General features: G+C 65.9%; 16 protein-coding genes. 7 read left to right on the top strand and 9 right to left on the bottom strand.

The features are described 5' to 3' along the window. Positions 1-212 precede the first annotated feature (212 nt). Positions 213-521: a GlsB/YeaQ/YmgE family stress response membrane protein gene (locus WAN02_RS27710; RefSeq protein ID WP_422268425.1), complete on the top strand. Its 309-nt coding sequence runs from the start codon at positions 213-215 to the stop codon at positions 519-521. Positions 522-557: 36 nt separating this feature from the next. Beyond that, positions 558-1,574, top strand: a complete 1,017-nt coding sequence (locus tag WAN02_RS27705) for a zinc-binding alcohol dehydrogenase family protein (protein WP_422268423.1) — start codon at positions 558-560, stop codon at positions 1,572-1,574. Positions 1,575-1,581: 7 nt separating this feature from the next. On the opposite strand, the gene WAN02_RS27700 is transcribed toward WAN02_RS27705, so the two are convergent. The 3 genes from WAN02_RS27700 to WAN02_RS27690 are packed head-to-tail and all read right to left on the bottom strand — an operon-like array spanning position 1,582 to position 4,316. After that, the gene (locus WAN02_RS27700; RefSeq protein ID WP_422268421.1) at positions 1,582-2,346 is read right to left on the bottom strand and encodes a CPBP family intramembrane glutamic endopeptidase; all 765 of its coding nucleotides are present in this window, start codon (positions 2,344-2,346) and stop codon (positions 1,582-1,584) included. A gap of 18 nt (positions 2,347-2,364) precedes the next feature. Further along, positions 2,365-3,630 carry a DUF445 domain-containing protein gene (locus tag WAN02_RS27695; protein WP_422268419.1) on the bottom strand — a complete coding sequence of 422 codons (1,266 nt, stop codon included), beginning with the start codon at positions 3,628-3,630 and terminating at the stop codon, positions 2,365-2,367. Beyond that, on the bottom strand, positions 3,627-4,316 hold the full coding sequence (locus WAN02_RS27690; protein ID WP_422268417.1) for an Abi-alpha family protein: 690 nt from the start codon (positions 4,314-4,316) through the stop codon (positions 3,627-3,629). Before WAN02_RS27690 ends, WAN02_RS27695 begins: the two co-directional genes overlap by 4 nt. 124 nt (positions 4,317-4,440) lie before the next feature. Here WAN02_RS27690 and WAN02_RS27685 point away from each other — a divergent pair, with 124 nt between their 5' ends. The 3 genes from WAN02_RS27685 to WAN02_RS27675 all read left to right on the top strand — a co-directional run bounded on the left by WAN02_RS27685 (position 4,441) and on the right by WAN02_RS27675 (position 10,552). Beyond that, positions 4,441-6,852: a CaiB/BaiF CoA transferase family protein gene (locus WAN02_RS27685; RefSeq protein ID WP_422268415.1), complete on the top strand. Its 2,412-nt coding sequence runs from the start codon at positions 4,441-4,443 to the stop codon at positions 6,850-6,852. 34 nt (positions 6,853-6,886) lie between these two features. Then, positions 6,887-8,371 carry an acetyl-CoA acetyltransferase gene (locus tag WAN02_RS27680; RefSeq protein ID WP_422268413.1) on the top strand — a complete coding sequence of 495 codons (1,485 nt, stop codon included), beginning with the start codon at positions 6,887-6,889 and terminating at the stop codon, positions 8,369-8,371. An 87-nt stretch (positions 8,372-8,458) separates the two neighbouring features. Then, positions 8,459-10,552 carry an NAD-dependent epimerase/dehydratase family protein gene (locus tag WAN02_RS27675; RefSeq protein WP_422268411.1) on the top strand — a complete coding sequence of 698 codons (2,094 nt, stop codon included), beginning with the start codon at positions 8,459-8,461 and terminating at the stop codon, positions 10,550-10,552. Here WAN02_RS27675 and WAN02_RS27670 read toward each other — a convergent pair. Genes WAN02_RS27670 through lon form a run of 4 tightly spaced genes read right to left on the bottom strand, consistent with a single transcriptional unit; the run spans position 10,539 to position 14,893 of the window. After that, positions 10,539-11,780, bottom strand: coding sequence for an NAD(P)/FAD-dependent oxidoreductase (locus tag WAN02_RS27670; protein WP_422268427.1), 1,242 nt, complete (start codon positions 11,778-11,780; stop codon positions 10,539-10,541). The two genes, WAN02_RS27675 and WAN02_RS27670, sit on opposite strands and share 14 nt — an antisense overlap. A 42-nt stretch (positions 11,781-11,822) precedes the next feature. Next, positions 11,823-12,155, bottom strand: coding sequence for a TfoX/Sxy family protein (locus WAN02_RS27665; protein ID WP_422268409.1), 333 nt, complete (start codon positions 12,153-12,155; stop codon positions 11,823-11,825). 13 nt (positions 12,156-12,168) lie between these two features. Next, positions 12,169-12,558, bottom strand: a complete 390-nt coding sequence (locus WAN02_RS27660; RefSeq protein WP_422268407.1) for a nitroreductase/quinone reductase family protein — start codon at positions 12,556-12,558, stop codon at positions 12,169-12,171. 19 nt (positions 12,559-12,577) lie between these two features. Then, complete coding sequence (lon, locus tag WAN02_RS27655) at positions 12,578-14,893, bottom strand: endopeptidase La (protein ID WP_422268405.1); 2,316 nt, start codon at positions 14,891-14,893, stop codon at positions 12,578-12,580. Positions 14,894-15,109: 216 nt separating this feature from the next. Between lon and WAN02_RS27650 the strand changes: the two genes are divergently transcribed. Beyond that, entirely contained in the window at positions 15,110-15,250 is a 141-nt protein-coding gene (locus WAN02_RS27650; RefSeq protein ID WP_422268404.1) for a hypothetical protein, read from the top strand. On the opposite strand, the gene WAN02_RS27645 is transcribed toward WAN02_RS27650, so the two are convergent. After that, positions 15,247-16,200 carry a 2-hydroxyacid dehydrogenase gene (locus WAN02_RS27645; RefSeq protein ID WP_422268403.1) on the bottom strand — a complete coding sequence of 318 codons (954 nt, stop codon included), beginning with the start codon at positions 16,198-16,200 and terminating at the stop codon, positions 15,247-15,249. The two genes, WAN02_RS27650 and WAN02_RS27645, sit on opposite strands and share 4 nt — an antisense overlap. 90 nt (positions 16,201-16,290) lie before the next feature. Beyond that, complete coding sequence (locus WAN02_RS27640) at positions 16,291-16,761, bottom strand: RICIN domain-containing protein (RefSeq protein WP_422268401.1); 471 nt, start codon at positions 16,759-16,761, stop codon at positions 16,291-16,293. 144 nt (positions 16,762-16,905) lie between these two features. Here WAN02_RS27640 and WAN02_RS27635 point away from each other — a divergent pair. Further along, the coding region (locus WAN02_RS27635; protein ID WP_422268399.1) for an alpha/beta fold hydrolase at positions 16,906-17,274 on the top strand (369 nt) is incomplete at its 3' end.

Below are 17,274 nucleotides of genomic sequence, written 5' to 3'. Positions count from 1 at the left end.
CACCCGGACAGCCCGCCGGCGGGAACGGCCCGCCACCGGCATCGGGCGCGATCTCTACCTAGCTTTCGTCGGGCGACTCTCTGCTCCCAACGCCGTCACTTGTTGAAAATGGTTGATCGGGAACGTGTCCGACGACCCGTTCACGTGATTACGCTGAACTGATTAGTGCAACGGTCCAGCAACGGGCTTTACCGCGACAGCAAGGAGATCCGATGAACGGGATTGCCGCTTCTCAATATCTCGCATTGTCCACACCGACCGCCGTCAGCTGGCTCGCCTACATCATCATCGGCGGCATCGCCGGCTGGCTCGCGAGCAAGATCGTCAGAGGCGGTGGCTCCGGCATTCTGATCGACATCGTCGTCGGCGTAATCGGCGGCTACATCGGCGGAACGCTGCTCAGCTGGCTCAACGTCGACGTCGAGCATGGGCGCCGGTGGTTCACCTTCTTCACCGCGTTGCTCGGGGCCGTCATTCTGCTATTTGTCGTGCGGCTACTGCGTGGCGCCGTCAGACGCTAACCCGTTGCGGCCGTAGCAATTAACGGCACGTTGTCCATGACCTCCACGAACATGCATGCGTGGCGGGTGCGCCGGCCGGGTCCGATGAACACCGAGCCGCTGGAGTATGTCAGCGCGCCGGTGCCGCGGCCCGAGCCGTCCGAACTCCTGGTTGCCGTGCGTGCGTGCGGTGTGTGCCGGACCGATCTACACGTCACCGAGGGCGATCTTCCCGTGCACCGGGAAAAGGTAACGCCCGGACACGAGGTGGTCGGCGAGGTCGTCGAGGTCGGCGCTGACGCAGGTGACACGTTCAACGTCGGCGACCGGGTCGGGATAGCGTGGCTACGGCACACCTGCGGCATATGCGCATACTGCCGACGCGGCGACGAGAATTTGTGCCCGAATTCCCGCTACACCGGTTGGGATAGCGACGGCGGCTACGCGGAATTCGCGACGGTCCCTGCGGCTTTCGCCCATCATCTGCCAAGCGGCTACAGCGACAGTGAGCTGGCGCCGCTGCTGTGCGCCGGCATCATCGGCTATCGGTCGCTGCAGCGCGCCGCGCTCCCGCCCGGCGGCCGGTTGGGGCTGTACGGGTTTGGCGGCAGTGCGCACATCACCGCGCAGGTCGCCCTGGCTCAGGGCGCCGAGGTGCACGTGATGACACGCGGCGTCGCAGCCCAGGAATTGGCCCTGGGATTAGGTGCCGCATCGGCGCAGGGCGCCGCCGATCCGCCACCGGTACCGCTCGACGCCGCGATCCTGTTCGCCCCGGTCGGCGAGCTGGTGCCGCCGGCGCTGGAAGCGCTGGATCGCGGTGGCACGCTGGCGATCGCGGGAATTCACCTGAGCGATATTCCCGCGCTCAACTATCAGCGCCATTTGTTTCAAGAGCGCCAGATTCGCTCGGTGACGTCGAATACCCGCGCCGACGCGCGGGCATTCCTCGACTTCGTCGGCGAACACCACATCACGGTGACCACGCCGGAATACCCACTGGATCAAGCGGATCGGGCGCTGTCGGATCTGAGCGCCGGCCGCATCGCCGGGGCCGCCGTCCTGCTGGTGTAGCGACGCGTCAGCTCGACAGGTGCCACACCAGTGCGGCAGCCAGAGCCCCCGCCCCGTTCAGCGACCAGTGCAGCGCGATCGGTGCCAGCAGGCTGCCGCTGCGTCGCCGCAGCCAACTGAACACAAACCCGGCCGCGGCGGTCGCGAGCACCGCCAGCAAGACCCCGGCCAGCATCCCGACGACTCCGCCACCGAACAGCCGGGTAAAGCCGACGTTGCTGGTGGTCAAACCCAGCGACGTGGCGATGTGCCACAGACCGAACAACAGCGAACCTGCGAACGCAACGCCGCGAAACCCCCACGCCCGGTTCAATGCGCCATGCAGCACGCCGCGGAAGGCCAACTCCTCGGGGATGACGGTTTGCAGCGGAATGACCAGCATCGAGGCGATCAGCGCCCCGGAGATCGTCGCGTAGCGGTGGTTCATGAACATCGGCCGTGTCCACGGCAGCAGCGCACCGATCGCGATCACCGCCACCACCAGCACAACGGCGCCCACCGCGTATGCGGCTCCGGACCTCCAATGCTCCCGGCCCAGCCCGAGTTCGGCCCAACCCAGGCCGTTGATGCGCAGCCAAGCGACCAGTCCCACCGCCACGACCGGCACCGTCACGACACCTGCCCACGGTGTAGTGAAGTGCGCCAGCAAGTTCGCGCACGCCAGCACCACCACGACAACGGCGACGTCGACCTGGACGCGGAATTGATGCAGCGCCGAGAGCTGGGCGAGCAGCGGGTGCGGTTCTGCCGCGGCGCTCTCGTAGCCAGACATCCCACCAGGCTACCGACGCTAGCGCGCGAACTGCTCGACGAGGACGACCTGCAGTTCTCCCACCAGGAAGCCGAGCACGGCGCCCACCGTGACCATCAGCATCTCGTCGTCTTTGAAGACGGGTCGCAGGATGGCTTCATACTGAGCGGGAGACAGCTTGGTCATCTTCTCGACGATCAGGTTCTCGATGTCGAGCGTCTTGGCGGTGTAATCCTTGGCTTCCTGCATCGCCTCCGGCAGACGCTCGAGCAGCATCTGCACGATCGCGTCCTTGGCCTGGCGGTAACGCTTAGTGCCGATCGCGAGCGTGATCAGCGGTTGCGCGAACCCGGCCTGCGCGTCGAGTGCCGCGGAGACCTCTCTCTCGATCGCTGCGAAGAGCCGTTCGGCGGTCGGGCCGTGCAGGATCGCGTCGAGCAGCACATCGGCGGAGAACAGGTCGTTGGCCAAAATGCGCGCGTAGTCGCGGGTGACGTTGTCGCGCTGCGCGTGCAGGACGCCGTGCACCGGGACGAAGCCGAAGAGTTTCTTCGGCTCGCGCGGAATGAAGATCAGGTTGAGGGCCAGCCAGTCGCTGGCGAAACCGGTGACGAAGCCGAACCCCGGCATGATCCACGGGTTGTGGAACAGGCCCCAGGCGACCATCTGCACCAGGCCGATCGCGAAGCCGAAGTAGATTCCGCTGCGGCGGATGAACTTCATCGCCGCACCGCCCATACCCTTCATCAATTCGTTGAGCTGGGCCTTGTTATTGACCAGGGTGGTGATGGCGAGATATTGCAGATCGACGAACCGCGGCAAATCGGTCTTCATCTCCGAAAGCAGATTGTCGACGACTCCGGGGGCGGCCGCGTGCACGCGCGACAGCACCGCCTTACGACCGGCTTCCGGGATCGAGTCCCACAGACCGGGGCGCACCTGCTCGGCGAGGTCGCGAGCCATCTCGTCGACGGTTCGGGTGAGCGGCTCGCGGAGGTCCTCGACGGCCTGCTTGGCGTCGATCTTGTCCAGGATCTCCTCGGGTTTCAGCAGCTTGTCGGTGAGCATTTGGATGGTCATCGCCGCGGTCTTGCCGGCGCGGCGCGGAACCACACCCTGCCAACCGAACGGCCCGATGCCGACGAACTCGATCGGCCGGTAGAGCATCTGTAGCGCAACGAGTTTCGTTGTGTAGCCGACGAACGCGGCAATCAGCGGCATCGACAAGTAGATGAACCAGTTCAGCTTGACGTCAGAAGTGATCTGACCCCAACTCTCCCCCCAGGCGATGAGCGACGAAGTCACTCCCGCTCCCGTGGGACGCTCGCTGCGGCCCACAGTTCCAGACCAAGCCCGCTCAACTGCAGCGTGTATTTCTCGATTCGCGCCGGGATGGGACCACGGCTGGCCGTCTTGATGGCTTGAAGCACCGCGGTGTCGGCGGCGAGGATCTCGTATTCGTCCTTCATGGCGGAGTCCTCGGGGCCGGACTCGACCAGCCCGAGCGACAGGAGATGACTGACGTACATCGGGGTCAACTGCGGAAGCGCGAGGTTAGCGGTCTTGCCGATCAGAGACATGTTTTCCAGCACCACCTCGACCCCCAATCCCGCGCGGGTGCGCGCGTATACGTGCAGCAATGGGGACGTGGAGCCGTCGGACAAGGCGCTGATGATGCGCGCCTCGTCGGGCACGATCTGGTCGAGAATTTTGTGGAACAGCTCTTGGCGGCTCGACGCCGTGTTCTGTCCGACCGCACGATCGAGCAAGCCGTGCATCTTGGCATCAAGGCTCTCGGCGTCGTCGTCCGAGCGCTCCTCTATCTCGGCGTCAGACTGGGGTAGCGCCGGCACCGCCGCGGTGGACACATGCATCCCGGACCGGATGAGTCCAAAGACCTGACGCTCACCCCAGCTCGCGGCTTTGATGTACGCGCGCACGGTCTGTTCCGCGAGGTCGACGATGCCGGCGGGATTGAACAGTGACGCCATGGCTGAACGGTAGCCAACGCGTCGCATCGTTTTCGCGGATTTCAGCCGGGGGGTGGTCGCGACCCATCACCGCTTGCCGCACCGGTACCCGAACGTGGCAAACCCGCGCACTATTCTGGCCGAGGTGACCACCTCGGTTGACGGCCTGCTCGCATCGCTGCGGGTACTCGACCTGTCCGACGACGACGGCGACGCGGTGACCCGGCTGTTGGCCGACCTGGGCGCCGATGTCCTGAAGGTTGAGCCGCCGGGCGGCTGCCCGTCGCGCACCCGGCGCCCGACGTTGGGCGGCACCGGAGTGCGCTTCGCACTGCACAATGCGAACAAGCGCAGCACTGTGCTCGACCCGTCCGACCCGCAGCACTGCGAGCGGTTGATCGAACTCGCCGGCGCCGCCGACATCGTTGTCGACAGCGGGACTCCTGGCCAGGCCGCGGCATACGGAACCTCGTGTGAAGACCTGGCGGATCGTTTTCCGCAACTGGTGTCGATGTCGGTGACCGACTTCGGCCGAACAGGGCCTCGTGCGTCGTGGCGGGCAACCGATCCGGTGCTGTATGCGCTGTCCGGGTCATTGGCACGGTCGGGCCCCACGACGGGGACACCGGTCTCGCCGCCAGACGGTATCGCGTCGGCCACCGCCGCCGTGCAGGCCAGCTGGGCCGCGCTGGTCGCGTACTACAACCGATTGCGTTGTGGAACAGGCGATTACATTGACTTTTCCCGGTTCGAGGCTCTCGTGATGGCGCTCGATCCGGCATTCGGGGCGCACGGCCAAGCGGCTGCGGGCATCCGCCGGCCGGACCGGTGGCGCGGACGACCGAAGAACCAGGACGCCTACCCGATCTACCCGTGCCAGGACGGCTACGTCCGGCTCTGCGTGATGTCGCCTCGACAGTGGCGCGGGCTGCGGCGCTGGCTGGGGGAGCCTGAAGACTTCCAGGATCCCAAGTACGACGTGATCTCTGCGCGGTTCGTGGCGTGGCCGCAGATCGGCCTACTGGTCAAGCAGCTTTTCGCCGGGCAGACGATGAAAGCCCTGGTGTCTGAAGGCCAGTCGCACGGCGTGCCGATCTCCGCCGTGCTGGATGCCACCCAGATCCTTGCGTCCGACCATTTTCACGAGGTGGGCGCCGTCGCCGACGCCGAACTCGCCCCTGGCGTGCGCAGCCGCATCCCGACCGGCTATTACGCCGTCAACGGTCAGCACGTCGGCTTCCGCACTCCCGCACCCAGTGTTGGCCACGACCAGGCTCGGTGGCTCGCCGAGCGGGCCCAGATCGGCGTCCCGGGCAGTTCCGGCCCGCGTCCGTTCGACGGGCTGCGCATCATCGACTTGGGCATCATCGTGGCCGGCGGCGAGCTCAGCCGGCTGTTCGGCGATCTGGGCGCTGAGGTCATCAAGGTCGAAAGTGCAGCGTATCCGGACGGATTGCGACAGGCCCGGGTCGGCGATGCCATGAGTGAGTCATTTGCCTGGACGCATCGCAACAATCTTGCGTTCGGCGTGGATCTGCGCGACAAAGCCGGCAAGCAGGTCTTCAGCCGGCTGGTTGCCGACGCCGACGCGGTGTTTGCCAACTTCAAGCCCGGAACGCTTACGGCCCTTGGGTTTCCGTACGACAAGCTGCGATCGCTGAATCAGCGGGTGGTGCTCGCCGAAAGCAGTGCCTTCGGCGACAACGGGCCGTGGAGTAACCGGATGGGCTACGGACCGCTGGTCCGCGCCACCGCCGGTGTCAGCAAGCTGTGGACAGACCGGCACCCGCAACCGGACCAGGCCGACGGCGCTCGGCACCGGTTCTATGACGCGACCACGGTCTTTCCCGACCATGTGGTCGGGCGGATCACGGCGATCGGTGCGTTGGCAGCGCTGATCCACCGCGACCGAACCGGCACGGGAGCCCGCGTGCACGTCTCCCAGGCCGAGGCCGTCGTCAATCAACTCGATGCCCGCTACGTCACCGACGCGGCACGGACCGGCGATCATGCCGAGTTAACCGACGACACCAGCCTTCATGAAGTTCTTCCGTGCGCGGGCGACGACGAATGGTGTGTCATCTCGATCCGCACCGATAACGACTGGCGTTCGGCCAGTGCGGTTTTCGGCCTACCCGAGCTGGGCGAAGATGCGCGGTTCGCGACCGGCGAGGCGAGAGTGGCACACCGGGGGGATCTGCTCGAGCGGGTGTCGGCGTGGACCCGCGGTCGGACCCCGTCGCAAGTCGCCGAGGCATTGCAGGCCGCCCGCGTGCCGGCCGGTCAGATGAACCGGCCGCCCGATGTCTTGGAAGACCCGCAGCTGCGGCAGCGAAAGCTGTTCAGCGACATGCGTCATCCGCTGTTCGATCACCCGCTGCCGGCCGAGACCGGCCCGGCTCCGTTTCGGCACATCCCGCAGGCGCTGCAGCGGCCGGCGCCGCTGCCCGGGCAAGACACCCGCGAAATCTGCCACAAAGTCCTCGGGATGAGCAGCGAGGAAACCGAGCAACTGATCGACGCTCGAGTGCTGTTCGCATCCACCGAACCCGCCTAGCATTCGCCCGGCGCCAACCGCGGAAGGTTCCGTCATGCCCGTCAACCCCAGAACGCCGGTGTTAGTCGGCTACGGCCAGGTGAACTACCGCGGGACCGAAGAACCGGAAAACACTCCGGAGCCCATCGATCTGATGGTGTGGGCGGCCCGCGAAACCACCGACGCGCGGGTGCTCGAGGCCGTGGACTCGGTCCGCGTCGTCAACCTGTTGTCGGTGCACTACCGCGACCCCGCCCTGCTGCTCGGCCAACGGATCGGCGCCGACGGTTTCAGCACCCGATACAGCGGGATCGGCGGCAACGTGCCGCAGACACTGGTCAACCGGGCGTGCGTGGACATCCAGGAGTGCCGCGCGAACGTCGTGTTGGTGGCCGGCGCGGAGATGTGGCGAACACGAACGCGGCTGCGCGCCAATGGCCAACGGCTTGGCAGCACCGCGCAGGACGAGTCCGTGCCGATGCCCGAAGGCAGTGACGAGAATGTCCCGATGGCCGGGCCGGCCGAGGACCGGATCGGCCTGGACCGCCCGGCGTTCATCTACCCGATGTTCGAGCAGGCGCTGCGCATCAGCGCGGGGGAGTCGGTCGACGAGCACCGCAAGCGGATCGGTGCGTTGTGGGCGCGGTTCAATGCGGTGGCGGTGCGCAATTCGCACGCCTGGATTCGTAAACCTGTTGCAGCAGAAGATATTTTGCGGGACGGCCCCACGAACCGGATGATCAGCTGGCCGTACACCAAGCTGATGAACTCCAACAACATGGTCGACCAGTCCGCCGCGTTGATTCTGACGTCGGTGGAGAGCGCGAGGCGGTTGGGAATCCCGGCCGATCGGTGGGTGTATCCGTATGCGGGCACCGACGCGCACGACACCTACGCGATCAGCGAGCGCGACGAGCTGCACCGGTCCCCGGCCATCCGCATCGCGGGTACACGAGCGCTGGAACTGGCCGGCCTGGGCATCGACGAGATGGACTACGTCGACCTGTACTCATGCTTTCCGTCTGCCGTGCAGGTGGCGGCCGCCGAACTCGGGCTGCCGGTCAACGATCCGGCGCGGCCGCTGACGGTCACTGGTGGGCTGACCTTCGCGGGCGGGCCGTGGAGCAACTACGTTGCTCACTCGATCGCGACGATGGCCGAACTGCTGGCGGCCAACCCCGGCAAGCGGGGTCTGATCACCGCCAACGGCGGCTACCTGACCAAGCACAGCTTCGGCGTCTACGGCACCGAACCGCCGCCGTCCGAGTTCCGTTGGGAAGACACCCAATCCGCGGTTGACCAGCAGCCGACACGGACCGCGGCGGTGCAGTGGGAAGGCGTGGGCACCGTCGAAGCTTGGACGACTCCGTTCGACCGGGAAGGCCGCCCCGAGAAGGCCTTTCTGTCGGTCCGCACCCCGGATGACCGTCGCACGCTGGCGTTGATCACCGACGCCAGGGCGGCGGCGGCCACCGTTGGCGATGACATCGGTGGCACCAAAGTCACGGTTGCGGCTGACGGCACCGCCACATTGCAATGAGCTATCAGGGTTAGCTGAAAGCCACCGGGAGTCGGCTCGCACGACTATTGTCTTTCAATCGACTAAACGCCGTGGAGGTGCTCGGGCGTGCGGATCTTATTGACCGGCGTCACCGGACTGCTCGGACGTGCGATGGCCGGGCAGCTGATCGCCGCCGGGCACGCGGTCACCGGCATCGCCGCGTATCCACACCAGAACCTGCATCCCGACGTCGACTTTGTCTGCGCGCCGCTCGGCGACCCGATACTGGAGCAGCTGGCTGATGCCTCCGACGTGGTGCTCCACCTCGCCCCGATCGAGGCGGCGGTGCCCGGCAGCGCCGGAATCAACGGGTTGGTGCGCGTTGCCCATGCGGCTGCGCGTGCCGGCGCCCGGCTGATCTTCGTGTCAGTCTCGGCCGGCCAGCCGACGCTGTACGGGCAGGCCGAGACTTTGGTCTCCAGCAGTTGGGCACCGAGCCTGGTCGTGCGGATAGCGCCGCCGTTGGGCCGCCAGCTCGATTGGATGATCTGCCGCACCATCGGCAGCCTGCTGCACAGCAAGGCGTCGGCCGAACAGTTGCGGCTGCTGCATTACGACGACCTGATTCGTTTCCTGGTGTTCGCGGTGGCAACCGATAGCACCGGAACGGTTGATCTGGCCAGCCCGGACACCACCGATCTCGCGGCGGCACAGCAATTACTGCGATCTGCCGGTCAGCGCCCGCGACTGGGCCGCCTGCCGAGCTGGCCCGAACTGACCCCCGAACTCGACCTCACCGCGGCCCAAGAAGGGTGGCGATTCGAATTTGGTTGGTCTGCACATGATTCGGTCGCCGACACGGTGCGCGGACTGGCGGGCCGCAGGCTCGGCGTCAGAGGCGCCACCGATGTGCCCGAACATCTGCCGCTACCCGCCGAGGTCGGCGTGCGAACCGAGCCGTTGGACGGCACCGTGTTGCGGTCGGCGTCGCCGGAGGGTCTTGAAGGGGAGTTCGACGACCGCGCCGACCCGCGCTTTCCGGTGTTCAGCGCGGCGCCACTGGCCGCGACGCTGCCCGGGCCGTTGACGCCGATGACGCTCGACGTCCAGCTCGGTGGGTTGCGTGCGGCCGCGCGGGCGATAAGCCCGGTGCTGGCGCTCGGCAACGTGGTCGCCGAGGAATGGGGGAGCAGGGCGATCGCTGTGTTCGGTCACCGTCCCTACGTTGGCGTTTCGGCGAGCGTCATCGCCGCGGAGCAGCTCCCCGGCTGGGATGTCGCCGACATCGTGCGCACGTCGTTGGGCGACGCACCTGTCGATTCGTTGTTGCCGATGGGACGTCCGCCGCTGGCCGGCGGGCTGCTCGGTCCGGCCGCCAAGGCAGTGGTGATCAAACGGGCTTTGGCATTGTTGCGACACCTGAAGACCGACACCCATGAGTACGTCGCGGCCGCGACGGCCGAACATCGCGATGCAACGCAATTGATGTCGCTTTCGGATGCTCAACTGCAGGTGCGGATCCGGCTGCTGCGAGACAGGATTCATCAGGGGTGGGGTATATCGGGACGGTGGCTGATCGACAGCGCAATCACCGCAGCGACGGTGGGGCGCGCCGGGTTGCAGGTTGCCGTCTCCGGGCTAGGCGCCTTGCTGGAAAGCGATGCCATCGCGGCTGAGACCTCGTCGTTGGCGGCGCTGATTCGTGACGATGAACAGCTGTGCGCGCTGGCGCTGGAACGAGATCTCGATGGCGTCGCCGCTCAGTCGGCCACCATCCGTGCGGCGTTCGCCGCCGCGGTCCGCCGGATCGGGCACCGGGGTCCGGGTGAAGTCGAGTTGGCCAACCTGATGTTCGGAGACGATCCGGCGATGCTGGTCGCCGCCGCCGGGCGTGCCGCGACCGACCTTCCTCAGCCGACGTCACCCGTCGGGTCAGAGGCGACGCTGTCCGAACGGATGGCGGCCAGTGCCCGGGCCTCAAGAGAAATGGCTTACGACACGACAGTCCGCTTCACCCATGAACTGCGAATGACTCTGCGAGAGCTGGGTTCTCGTTATGCCCGTGTAGAACTCATCGATGTCGCAGGCGAGCTGTTCTACCTCACCTGCGATGAAGCGGTCACGCTTCCCTCCGACGCACGGCTGCGCATCAAACGCCGGCGCGCCGAGCGGGAGCGCTTTCAAGGGAAACGCCTACCCGACATCATCACGATCCGCTGATCTGGTCTTTCAGCGACGCCTGCGGATCGATCAATTTATTGAGGTCGACGACGGTCTTGTTGCGGATCAGGTTCTTGATGTCGTCGAGCACATCCCAGACATTGACGTTCATTCCCGCCAGCACGTGGTTGTCGGCGTCGAGCCAGAAGGCCACGAATTCCAGGCTGTCGACGTCACCGCGGAACACAACCCGCTCGGAGTTCGGCGCGTGGCCGGCGTATTCCATGCCCAGGTCGTATTGATCGCTGAAGAAGTACGGCAACTCGGTGTACTCACCGGGCTCACCGAGCATGCCGGCGACCGCGACGGCGGGCTGCTTGAGCGCGTTGGCCCAGTGTTCGGTCCGGATCCTTTCATCGAACAGTGGATGCTCGGCCGCAGCGATGTCGCCCACCGCGTAGATGTCGTGGTCGCTGGTGCGTAGCGACGCGTCGACGAGCACCCCGCCGTCGCCGGTCGACAGGCCGGCGTCCTCGGCCAGTTCGATGTTGGGCTGCGCCCCGACGGCGATCAGCACACGGTCGGCGGTCACCGTCGATCCGTCGCCTAATCGCAGACCGGTGGCTTTGCCATCGTCGGTGGTGATCTCCGTGATTTCGGTCTCCAGGCGCAGATCGACACCGTGGTCACGATGCAGCTTGGCGAACACATTGCCGACTTGCTCGCCGACGGCGCCGATCAGCGGCGCCTTGGCGGTCTCGACCACGGTGACGTCGACACCGCGTTCGCGAGCACTCGCCGCGACCTCCAGCCCGATCCACCCGGCCCCGACGATTGCGAGCGAAGTGCCATCCTTGAGAGCGGTATCCAGGTTCTCCGCGTCGCCGAATTTCCGCAGGTGATGGACGCCGGTGGAATCCGAACCCGGAATCGACAACCACCTCGCCCGTGAGCCGGTGGCCAGCAGCAGCTTGTCGTAGCGCAGATCGTTGCCATCAGCCAGAGCGACGGTGTGTGCGTTCCGGTCTATCGCGACCGCCCCGGTGCTGATCCGTAAGTCGATCTTGTTGTCCCGGTACCACTCTGAGTCGTGGACGGTGAAGTCGCTGAGCGTTTTCTTGCCCGCCAGGAATTCTTTGGACAGCGGCGGTCGCTCGTAGGGCAAGTATTCCTCGTCCGCGAGCAGCACGACTTTTCCGTCGAAGCCTTTCTCGCGCAATGCTTCGGCCGCCTTGGCTCCGCCCAGGCCGCCGCCGACGATGACGAAAGCTTTCGAGTCCTTGACCATGAGGTACGGCTTACCCGTAGTTGGGGTTCGCAAACGTCGTGGTTACTTGCGCGGAAGACTCCGCGCATAGTCCACGCCACGAGTCACCCAATCCGTCAATTGCCGTTTGGTCTTGACGCCGTCGGCATCCACACGGATCCACCCGCGGACTTCGCGGCCGGCCATCACCATCGGGTTGACATGGGCTCGCCGCAGGAGTTTTTCGGTGTCATCCGGCGGCACCCGCACCATCAGACCGCCCTGCCTGCTGACAGCCACGGACATGTTGCCGTTGATCAGGAATGCCAAGCCGCCGAACATCCGCTTCTCGTCGACGCCGCGCAGCGGGCCGAGCAGCTCGCGAATGCGATCGGCAAGGTCGGTGTCGTAGGCCATGGCAGAGTCAGCCTCAGTCCAGGTCGACCCGGATCGTCAGCAGGTCGCTGCCCATCAACCGCACCAGAGCGCTGTTGAACCCGGGCAGACTACGCAACCGTGCGTTGACGTCGTCGCCCGGGAGCAGGTGAGCGGTTCCGCCGCGCCACTTGCCCCGGATGCGCACGCGCACTTCCGGATTGGCCTTGATGTTGAGCACGTAGTGCGAATGGTCGCCGTGCTCCGAGACCATCCAGAACTGGTTGCCGGTCACCCGGCCCCCGATCGCGGTGCGTCGCGGTTCCCCCGACTTTCGCCCGGTGGTCTCCAGCATGGTCATCGGTGACCGTCGACCGACTGGATTGACCACCAGGCGTTGAGCCGCGTGAACGATGCGGCGTTTGAGCTGTTGCAGGTCGGTCATGACCGCAGGCTATCCGACATCAGGCAGCAGCGGTCACCGCTTGCGACGCCGGCTCCAGTGCCAGGGCGACGATCTCGGCGACGTCGGTCATCGGTTTGACGTCCAACGCCTCGAGCACCTCGGCGGGCACATCGTCCAGGTCGGGTTCGTTGCGCTGCGGGATGAACACCGTCGAGAGCCCGGCCCGCTGCGCGGCCAGCAGTTTCTGCTTGACGCCGCCGATCGGCAGCACCCGGCCGTTCAGCGTCACCTCGCCGGTCATGCCGACATCGGCACGGACCTGTCGTCCGGTGGCCATCGACACCAGCGCGGTCACCATCGTGACACCGGCGGACGGGCCGTCCTTCGGGACGGCGCCGGCGGGCACGTGCACGTGGATCCGCCGGTCCAGCGCAGCGGGGTCGACGCCCAATTCCGCGGCGTGCGAACGCACATACGACAGGGCGATCTGCGCGGACTCCTTCATCACGTCACCCAGCTGACCGGTCAACTGCAGACCCGGTTCGCCGTCGTTGGCGCCGGCTTCGATGTAGAGCACATCACCACCCAGCCCGGTCACCGCCAGCCCGGTCGCCACACCCGGCACCGCTGTGCGTTCGGCCGACTCCGGCGTGAAGCGTGGGCGGCCGAGGTAACCCACCAGATCCGGCTCGTCGATCGTCACCGGGTCTTCAGCGATCTTCGTGGTCACCTTGCGCAGCGCCTTGGCCAGCAGCCGTTCGAACTGCCGCATGCCCGGCTCGCGGGTGTAGTCGGCTGCGATCTTGCGCAGCGCTGCCTCGGTCACCGCGACTTCGTCCTCCGTCAGGCCGGCACGGTCGCGCTGCCGCGGTAACAGGAAGTCCCGCGCGATGGCAACCTTGTCGTCCTCGGTGTACCCGTCGATCTGCACCAGCTCCATCCGGTCCAGCAACGCCGAGGGGATGTTCTCGATGACGTTGGCGGTGGCCAGGAACACCACGTCGGACAGGTCCAGATCCAGGTCCAGGTAGTGGTCCCGGAAGGTGTGGTTCTGGGCGGGGTCCAGCACCTCCAGCAAGGCGGCACTGGGGTCGCCGCGGAAGTCCGAGCCGACCTTGTCGATCTCATCAAGCAGCACAACGGGATTCATCGATTCGGCTTCGCCGATGGCACGGACGATTCGACCCGGCAGCGCGCCGACGTAGGTGCGCCGGTGGCCGCGGATCTCGGCTTCGTCACGCACACCGCCCAGTGCGACGCGGACGAACTTGCGACCCAACGCTCGGGCAACGCTCTCGCCCAGCGACGTCTTACCGACACCAGGGGGACCGGCCAGCACCATCACAGCACCGGAGCCGCGACCACCGACAACCTGCAGGCCGCGTTGTGCACGCCGGGCTCGCACCGCCAAGTACTCGACGATGCGGTCCTTGACGTCATCCAGCCCGTGGTGATCGGCGTCGAGAATCTCGCGTGCGGCCTTGAGGTCGCTCGAGTCCTCGGTCCGGGTGTTCCACGGCAGATCGAGCACGGTGTCCAACCAGGTGCGGATCCAGCCGCCTTCGGGGCTCTGGTCGCTGGAGCGTTCCAGCTTCCCGACCTCGCGCAGCGCGGCCTCGCGGACCTTGTCCGGTAGGTCGGCCGCCTCGACGCGGGCCCGGTAATCGTCGGAACCCTCGGGCTCACCCTCGCCCAACTCCTTGCGGATCGCGTTGAGCTGTTGGCGCAGCAAAAACTCCTTCTGCTGCTTTTCCATGCCTTCGCGGACGTCTTCGGCAATCTTGTCGTTGACCTCGACTTCGGCCAGTTGGTCGCCGGTCCAGTCGATCAACGCCGTCAGCCGCTCGGCGACATCCTCGGTTTCCAGCAGCTGGCGCTTCTGCACGGCGGTCAGATACGACGCGTAACCGGCCATGTCGGCCAGGGCTGAGGGGTCGGTCAGCTTGTTGACCACGTCGACGAGCTCCCAGGCCTCGCGGCGCTGCAGCATCGCCAGCAGCAATTTCTTGTATTCGCCCGCGAGCTTGCGAATCTCGTCACTGGGTTCGGCATCGGCGATCTCGGTCACCTCGACCCACAGCGCGGCTCCCGGCCCGCTGGCACCGGCACCGATGTGGGCCCGTCGCTCGCCACGCACGACTGCCGCGGTGCCGCCGCCGGGTATCCGGCCGACCTGCACGATCGTCGCTAGCACGCCGTAGGACGGGTAGCGGTCCTCGAGCCGGGGCGCGATCAGCAATGTGCCGGACTCGGTGGCGCGCGCAGCGTCGACGGCCGCGCGAGCGGCGTCATCCAGGGCGATCGGCACCACCATTCCGGGCAGCAAGATCGGATCGCTGACGAACAACACCGGCACTGATTTGGCTTCAGCCATCATTCCTCCAAAGTTAAGCCTGTTGCGCTCAACCTGGATGGCCGCGGAATTGTTCCCGGATGATCAGAAGGGTTGATTCGGTGACGCAGTGGCGCTCGCCAAACGCGCTGACCTCGGCTTTATCTCCGCAAAGCACGCAAGGTTCACCGATTCGTCACCGGCGCGCCGCGGAGTGTTTCCACGTTACGCCCATGTAACACGCGTAACCTAGTTGTCATGGCCGATATCTTGGTTGTCCTCGGAATCATCGGATTTGTCACCGGAATGTTGTCTGTAATCTTCGGCTTCGGGCGGGCGGAGCGTCGCCAATTGAATTCCGGCGCCGTCGATCGCCGGTCGTCGGTCGCGATGGATTAACGCGCCGGCGCAATCACCGGTGTAGTGAGAGTGCCGTGCGTCAGGTACTCGTCCAGATTGCGCAGGGTTAGCGCGGTCATCGCGGCGCGGGTGCGCGCGGTCGCGCTGCCCACGTGCGGCAGCACAACGACGTTGTCCATCTCCCGGAGTTGCTTCGGCACATCCGGTTCGTGGGTGACGACGTCGAGGCCGGCGCCGGCGAGCCGTCCACGGGCCAACAGATCCACGAGAGCCTCCTCGTCCACAACGCTGCCGCGGGCGATGTTGACCAGGTAGCCGTCCGGGCCTAATGCTTCCAGCTCTTCGCGGCCGACCAGGGGCGGCGCGTTGTTGCTGCCGGCGGCTGCCACCACTAGCACCTCAACGGATTTCGCGAGATCCACTGCTGACGGCGCGTACGGGTAACCGGGATTGGGCAGTTGCCGGCGGTTGTGATAGCTGATGGCACAGTTGAATCCGGCGAGTCGGTGGGCGATTGCTGAACCGATGTGGCCCAGGCCAAGGATCCCTACCCGCGATCCAGTCACGTCCCGCGCCAACGGATATGGTCCCTCGGCCGACCAGCGGCCGGCGCGCGCGTAGCGTTCCGCGGCGCCGAAGCTGCGGACCGTCATCAGCATCAGTCCAACGGCCGCGTCGGCCACGGCGTCGGTGAGTGCCTCGGCCGTGTTGCTCACGCCGATACCCAGCCGACGTGCGGCGTCAACGTCGATCGTCTCGTAGCCGTCTAGCCAATGAATGATCGCACCGAGATTGGGCAATGCCTCCATCAGTTTTGCGTCGATGGGCGCGCGGCCGGCGTCGACAATCGCTCTGACCGAAGCACCATGCTCGGCGAGGAAATCCGAACGCCCCCCATCGATCGGCAGCACCAGAGCGTCGTACTTCGCGGTCAGGGCCGCGGCGAGCGGCGGCGGAACGTCACCTACCTGCAGAACGGTCGCGACCATCACACCATCGTCGCGGAGGCCGCTCTTGCGGTCACTAGTCCTTCCAACAACTCGGACACGCCGAATCTGTGACGACGAACACCGCGCCACTCAGGGCGCGCTGTCCCACCCTTGGCCCGGATCGCCGCTGCACCAGCGACCAGAGACCCTGGTACCAGGAGCAGGGCCGCCGAAGGCGGTGAGGCAGTTACCAACATCATTCCTGACCTGGCCGTCGGGCTGGAAGTTCCAATGTTGGACCATCGCACCCCTACACATTTCGAGATGCAAAACCGCAGTCTTGTCCTGCGGTGTCAAGCACTTTCCGGGGAAGGCCACGTTCTCGAGCTGCTGGCCAGTGAGATTCCAGCGCTGAAAGTCCGAATCGTTGCAGGGGTTGATCACCACCGGAACGTCCCCGATCCAGCTCGGGGCGTCCAGGCAAGCATCGCCCAATAGGCTTCGTACGTGGACCGGGCCGTCGGCGCTGGCCGCACCAGTGCTGAGCATCGCACCACCGAGCACCATGCTGACGACAACAACCGCCCGGCCGGCACCGCGCATCAACCCCAATACACGCATGCACCGATATCAACACGGCCAGTGACGGATTGCCGCAGATTACGAATTCTTTGTCCAGCGACTGCTGTCGCTGAGACGGCTATGGCACACAGCCGAGGTGGATGACACCGAAGCAAAAGCCAATCCTCGGCTTACACTGCCGCAATGTTCTCCGAGACGCGCTATGCGCTGAACGGTGACTTGCGCGTCGCCTACCGCACCTCGCGTGAAGGTCCTCGCGATATTGTGTTCGTCCCGAACTGGTTCACGTGCTGCGAGCATCTTCCGGAGCTACCGTCTCTTCAAGGTTGGGTCGAGGCGATGACGTCGCTCGGGCGGCTGATCTTTTTTGACCAGCCGGGCACAGGAGCATCCGACCCCGTCACGCCGGGCGCGCTGCCGACATTGGAGCAATGGGCCGACAGCATCACTGCGGTGTTGGACGATCTCGGGAGCCGCGAAGCGGTCCTCCTGGCGAGCAATGCCGCGATCGCGCCAGCGGCGCTTTTTGCAGCATCACATCCGTCTCGGACC

The organism is Mycobacterium sp., from assembly GCF_049281135.1.
In the GTDB taxonomy this organism is placed as follows: domain Bacteria; phylum Actinomycetota; class Actinomycetes; order Mycobacteriales; family Mycobacteriaceae; genus Mycobacterium.
The sequence above is the reverse complement of the archived record's forward strand: the minus strand, read 5'-3'. Positions and strand labels throughout refer to the sequence as shown.

Coding starts and splice junctions, on each gene's coding strand:
- WAN02_RS27710 (WP_422268425.1), top strand. CDS start 213: ATGAACGGGATTGCCGCTTCTCAATATCTCGCATTGTCCACACCGACC.
- WAN02_RS27705 (WP_422268423.1), top strand. CDS start 558: ATGACCTCCACGAACATGCATGCGTGGCGGGTGCGCCGGCCGGGTCCG.
- WAN02_RS27700 (WP_422268421.1), bottom strand. CDS start 2,346: ATGTCTGGCTACGAGAGCGCCGCGGCAGAACCGCACCCGCTGCTCGCC.
- WAN02_RS27690 (WP_422268417.1), bottom strand. CDS start 4,316: ATGGCGTCACTGTTCAATCCCGCCGGCATCGTCGACCTCGCGGAACAG.
- WAN02_RS27680 (WP_422268413.1), top strand. CDS start 6,887: ATGCCCGTCAACCCCAGAACGCCGGTGTTAGTCGGCTACGGCCAGGTG.
- WAN02_RS27670 (WP_422268427.1), bottom strand. CDS start 11,780: ATGGTCAAGGACTCGAAAGCTTTCGTCATCGTCGGCGGCGGCCTGGGC.
- WAN02_RS27665 (WP_422268409.1), bottom strand. CDS start 12,155: ATGGCCTACGACACCGACCTTGCCGATCGCATTCGCGAGCTGCTCGGC.
- WAN02_RS27660 (WP_422268407.1), bottom strand. CDS start 12,558: ATGACCGACCTGCAACAGCTCAAACGCCGCATCGTTCACGCGGCTCAA.
- lon (WP_422268405.1), bottom strand. CDS start 14,893: ATGGCTGAAGCCAAATCAGTGCCGGTGTTGTTCGTCAGCGATCCGATC.
- WAN02_RS27650 (WP_422268404.1), top strand. CDS start 15,110: ATGGCCGATATCTTGGTTGTCCTCGGAATCATCGGATTTGTCACCGGA.
- WAN02_RS27645 (WP_422268403.1), bottom strand. CDS start 16,200: ATGGTCGCGACCGTTCTGCAGGTAGGTGACGTTCCGCCGCCGCTCGCC.
- WAN02_RS27640 (WP_422268401.1), bottom strand. CDS start 16,761: ATGCGTGTATTGGGGTTGATGCGCGGTGCCGGCCGGGCGGTTGTTGTC.